The organism is Shewanella surugensis (assembly GCF_023284005.1).
GTDB classification, from domain to species: domain Bacteria; phylum Pseudomonadota; class Gammaproteobacteria; order Enterobacterales; family Shewanellaceae; genus Shewanella; species Shewanella surugensis.
This window is the reverse complement of record NZ_JAKIKS010000216.1, coordinates 1-4,408: the sequence shown is the minus strand read 5'-3', so window position 1 is coordinate 4,408 and position 4,408 is coordinate 1. Positions and strand designations below refer to the sequence as shown.

General features: G+C 35.9%; 6 protein-coding genes. 3 read left to right on the top strand and 3 right to left on the bottom strand.

All coding sequences use genetic code 11. The features are described from left to right. Positions 1–392: 392 nt before the first annotated feature. On the bottom strand, positions 393–707 hold the full coding sequence (locus L2764_RS25870; RefSeq protein WP_248943230.1) for a hypothetical protein: 315 nt from the start codon (positions 705–707) through the stop codon (positions 393–395). Between the two features lie 510 nt (positions 708–1,217). Next, the gene (locus L2764_RS25865; RefSeq protein ID WP_248943229.1) at positions 1,218–1,565 is read right to left on the bottom strand and encodes a hypothetical protein; all 348 of its coding nucleotides are present in this window, start codon (positions 1,563–1,565) and stop codon (positions 1,218–1,220) included. A 563-nt stretch (positions 1,566–2,128) separates the two neighbouring features. Here L2764_RS25865 and L2764_RS25860 point away from each other — a divergent pair. From L2764_RS25860 to L2764_RS25850, 3 genes are all read left to right on the top strand, one after another. Continuing rightward, complete coding sequence (locus tag L2764_RS25860) at positions 2,129–2,842, top strand: hypothetical protein (protein ID WP_248943228.1); 714 nt, start codon at positions 2,129–2,131, stop codon at positions 2,840–2,842. Between the two features lie 17 nt (positions 2,843–2,859). Continuing rightward, positions 2,860–3,027: a hypothetical protein gene (locus L2764_RS25855; protein ID WP_248943227.1), complete on the top strand. Its 168-nt coding sequence runs from the start codon at positions 2,860–2,862 to the stop codon at positions 3,025–3,027. A gap of 469 nt (positions 3,028–3,496) precedes the next feature. Further along, positions 3,497–3,649, top strand: coding sequence for a hypothetical protein (locus L2764_RS25850; protein WP_248943226.1), 153 nt, complete (start codon positions 3,497–3,499; stop codon positions 3,647–3,649). Between the two features lie 376 nt (positions 3,650–4,025). Here the strand turns inward: L2764_RS25850 and L2764_RS27935 are convergent, their stop codons facing one another. Then, positions 4,026–4,154, bottom strand: a complete 129-nt coding sequence (locus L2764_RS27935; protein ID WP_283107179.1) for a hypothetical protein — start codon at positions 4,152–4,154, stop codon at positions 4,026–4,028. Positions 4,155–4,408 lie beyond the last annotated feature (254 nt).

Below are 4,408 nucleotides of genomic sequence, written 5' to 3'. Positions count from 1 at the left end.
AACCCACTCTTCATGAGAACGCTTAGTCATATTAACTCCTGATATCATAGTCAGGGGTTAACATAAGGGATCGATGAACACGGTTGAAGATGTACTTGCTCGGACGGTTACTGTTAAGCGAAAGCTTGATAGAAGACCGGAATAATCAGCTGTTTTCACAAATATTTGGCACAACTTTTGTCTCCAGCTCATCAATATTCAATCCCTGTCATGCATCAGATATCGTTTTGCTTTATTCTGAACCGTGGTGTGAGGGCTGGAGGCTAGATACCTCCGGCTACCTGATTAGGTTATTCCATTCTCGATTGTTTCAGTTAACAATTTGAGATTAGGTAAACCATCACTGAAATAACCGACAGTTTTACCTGTTTTACATTTAATTTGGGTAGTCGTTAAGAGTACGATTTAACTTCTAGGTCGGTCCAAAGATATTCTTCGACTATCCCTTTAGTGTAAGAGTTGACACCTGTGTCGTGTAAGACCAATGTCGTACTAAAATATTTAAAACACCTGAAGCCAATAGTACATTGATAAAGTACTGCAACGCCCATAATAGGAAACAACACTATTTGAGCATCTGTTAAATCCGTCTCCCAAATAGGACGTAATCCTAACCAGATCGCCATAGGAACCATTATTGGAAGAAATATAATGCCCATTACCTTTATCCAAGTAGGATAAAAAACTTGAATTTCATCGCTATCCATGAAGAACACCTAACCTTTATATAGGACACGTTTTCACTTGTCTTTTGTTAATAATCAATAGGTTATCATCAGTCGTTGTTATTGGTCAATGATTTTATTACCTATTATGCAAACTCTCATTATTACGGCTCTGGCTAGATCCCTATGGTTAAAACAGGTTAGGACAGGTTTGACACAAAGGGAACGTCCATATATGTCTTAGTTAAATTTGAAACTAAGGTCTGGATCAGCAAGCGGGTTGTGATTTTAAATTCAATGCTAAGAGAGGGCATTTTGTGGGAGGCGCCAAAAGTGTAAAATTAACTATTGACGCCATAGGCTATTGTTAAGCTTTTAAAGACTCGCAAAGCTTAGTTTTTAAGCCTTTTTCAGCTTTAACTTTGAATGATTGTCCAACTGATGTAGAAACACACAATTTTAAACTTTTTATTCCATGTTCTGAGTGTTTAGTTAACGCTTTAGGCACAGAAGTAATCCAATCTTCATCTGTATTCTCAAGATGAAAAGGGACTAAAAAAGTTCCTTCTTCACCTTCTTGCAGTGTTTTTGGAATATATCAGAGTCAGGAGTTCCAAACATTTGTATTAAATGAATCTTTTTCTTAAACCTGCCACATTCCCAACCAATTCCTGTTATTTTAGCGGGGCGAGTTCCTTTATTAACAATTTTTATCATGCATAAATCAGGTACAGTTTTTGACGCTTTAGTGACTAATTGACGATGTCCAGCAACAATACCTAAATGTATTTTTCCTTGTCTATTAGCAAGCCATAACGATGTTACTACAGCACTTACTGTACCAATACTTGCTAACCAAGTACCTATAACACTCCATAACTGCAAAGAATCAGAGTCCATACATTTCCTTAAAAGCTAACCTTTGTATAGTTCAAGTGCACATGCTCGTTTGTTACATTAGAGCAGTACTCTTATAAAAATAAGACGCACAACTAATATACTGTATTTAATGGTATCTATCATATTTCAATTAGATACACCAGCCTTAAAAATGCGAAAATAATTGTGGGTGTCCGAATTATGCTTGTTATGAGCAATTACAACTGGGAGTACCAACACGGCTATAGCCGTTACCCACGTGGGCTGCACTTAAAATGACACGGGAGAGTATTGCCGAAAACACATAGTTGGTGGCAAACTCACTTCCCCTCAAGCCCTTAGGGTTACAGGCCTGTGACTCGCCCGAGATTGAGTATCGAGGACTGGACAGATAAGAAAACAGGTGAAGTACACAAGGTGCCTAAAGGCATAGACCCCAGTTTTGACTACGCGCCCAAGCGGGACGAGTTGGAGCTGTAGGGGTGAGTAAAGATAAGCAGTAGCAATAGAGTGAAAAGTGAGTTCTTTTTAAGTTCTTAAATTTAAGGTAGGTTAAGGGAAAATTTATTTTAAAGGGATCTTTTATGAACAAAGTGCTTTCCTTAATGATATGTTTTATAGCAATCATCATTATTATAACTTTATCTAGGTTAGACTTCATCGATGACAGCATTGGGGCTAGCATTTCTTCTATGATTATAATGATATGGGTTGTTTTACATACGCAAAATAAAACAGATGAACGTTTTTTAAGGCAGTATAAAAATAATGTTCAAAGTGAAGCATCTAACACCATATTAGAAAAAGAAGAGATGTTTATTGAAAAATGCTTTTTATTTTCAGAGGAAATAATTCGAGTTGTATATGATTTTGATAACTTATTTCCTTATCAAAATCTAACTAATGATGATCAATTTAAAGTAGAAAACCTAATAAGTTCAATACGTTTCAAATTTGTTATGTTTGAGAATAACCTTATGTATATAAAATACTTATCTGGATATTGTGGTAATGGGGTTAACAATAAGTTTAATGACTTACGTAGAGAATTTTTTCATTTCCATAGGATTTCTGAAAGAGTGATTTATACCATAAATAAAAAAGTAGGATCAAATAATCATTTTGATGAAGAGCATAAAGTAACTTGTAAACAATCAGAATTGTATGATGCATTACAAAAGTTGGTGATAACATCACGTGAATGTATTGCGTATGTAAGCAATCGAGAGAATTCATTCAAGCAACATATTCGAGACTTAGCGACAGGTTTTGATACTCTTTCTAATAATCAAAAATAACTCCTATAGGACCCCCAATGGCAGGCTCTCACATTGACATCACCGCCAGAGGCCAGGTAAAAGTGGCCAAGGCACTCAATAAACTGCTTAGGCAGGGGCAGAGCCTGGGAGATATTGCTGCCGAGTATTTGCTGGAAAGCACTCAGCAGCGTTTTGTTGATCAACAAGCCCCTAAGCCCCGATAGCCTGCTAACGAAAAAACGCGTCGATCGTATTCTCACCGAGTCAGGCACATTGGTCGATACCTTAAACTATCAGCTCACGGCCTCAAGTTTGCTATTAGGCTGTCCGCTAGAATAGGCTGCCACCCATCAACTGGGCCGCGATGAGGCCAATATCGTGCCGCGTCCGTTCTTGGGCCTCGCCCCATTCGAACGAGTGGAGATCATGAGTATGCTCAATCAGCACCTCAGTGATGTGCTGTGATCTAAAAAGCTTTAAAAAGTTTAATCATTTGTTATTATTATTGTTTTTGTGGATAAGAATAATGCTGAAGTCTGTTTGTTTTTATTTTAAGTATTACATTGGGGCGGTAGTGCTGTTATTGAATTTAGCTGGCTTTATTTTTCTGATCACCCACGGCTTAGGATTAAAGTTAACGGCTCGTGATTATATATTGTTTCTTGCTGCTTCAATGGGCCTGATGGGGGTACTTTGGTCGCAAGAAATGTTTTTAACACTAGGCAGAGACGCGATCATCAATTAGAAATAGTAAAACAAGAAAAGCAGCATGAACATGATTGGGAGCGTGAAAGAGAGGCTAAGCTGATAGAGAAGAAAGAAGAAAGAAGAAAGAAGAAATACTAATTTTGTTTACTAAAAATGAAGTGGGAATATCAGCTTTATCTCATTATCTATAGTTAAATTTTATATAAAAAAGAGTATTGATTCGGTTTCAATTATGGAGCTGCGAAAAAAGAATGATATTATAGGAATTGATTTATATCTGTTAGATGGATTATTTAAATTGTATTTTAAATTTACAGGATACAATAGGGATTACTTAGACATAAAGAGTGCGTTGGAAGAGTTACTTTCTGATATAAATGAGTATTGTTTTGATGGTTTAAATTATGATGAGAAGGTTTTTAAAGATTGGTGTAGACGATCGAGAGATACTTATCTTAGATATTGTTCTTATAGGTAAAGCCTACTTTTTTTACCAAGTAAGTATAAAAAATAGTTAAATATCCCCTTTATCTATTTTTAATCTAATATGTTTCTCTGCTGCTAGGATTGCTTCTTTTTCTGTTTTAAATATTGCATCAGAGTCTGTACCTTGGTTTTTTAAATAATTGTCAAGCGAATTCAATAGTCCATTTCCTATTTCATACTGATAATTGTAATGTACAATATAGCCATGTTTTGATTCGGAAGGGACTATGCAGTAACTTATTTTTTATAAGTATTTTTATGATATCTCATTTGTAGGGTCTACTTTATTGATTGATAATGTTTGAGTTATTGTCAAATGTGGTGTATCAATGAATCGTGATGTTCTGTTTGATCTTGAGTGATCCGCTCACCATCTTTAAATTGAATACCTGATATGACATCAGCAAGCAG

Bases quoted from the DNA above. Each gene is read 5' to 3' on its own strand.
- L2764_RS25870 (WP_248943230.1), bottom strand. From the start codon at position 707: ATGGATAGCGATGAAATTCAAGTTTTTTATCCTACTTGGATAAAGGTA.
- L2764_RS25865 (WP_248943229.1), bottom strand. From the start codon at position 1,565: ATGGACTCTGATTCTTTGCAGTTATGGAGTGTTATAGGTACTTGGTTA.
- L2764_RS25860 (WP_248943228.1), top strand. From the start codon at position 2,129: ATGAACAAAGTGCTTTCCTTAATGATATGTTTTATAGCAATCATCATT.
- L2764_RS25855 (WP_248943227.1), top strand. From the start codon at position 2,860: ATGGCAGGCTCTCACATTGACATCACCGCCAGAGGCCAGGTAAAAGTG.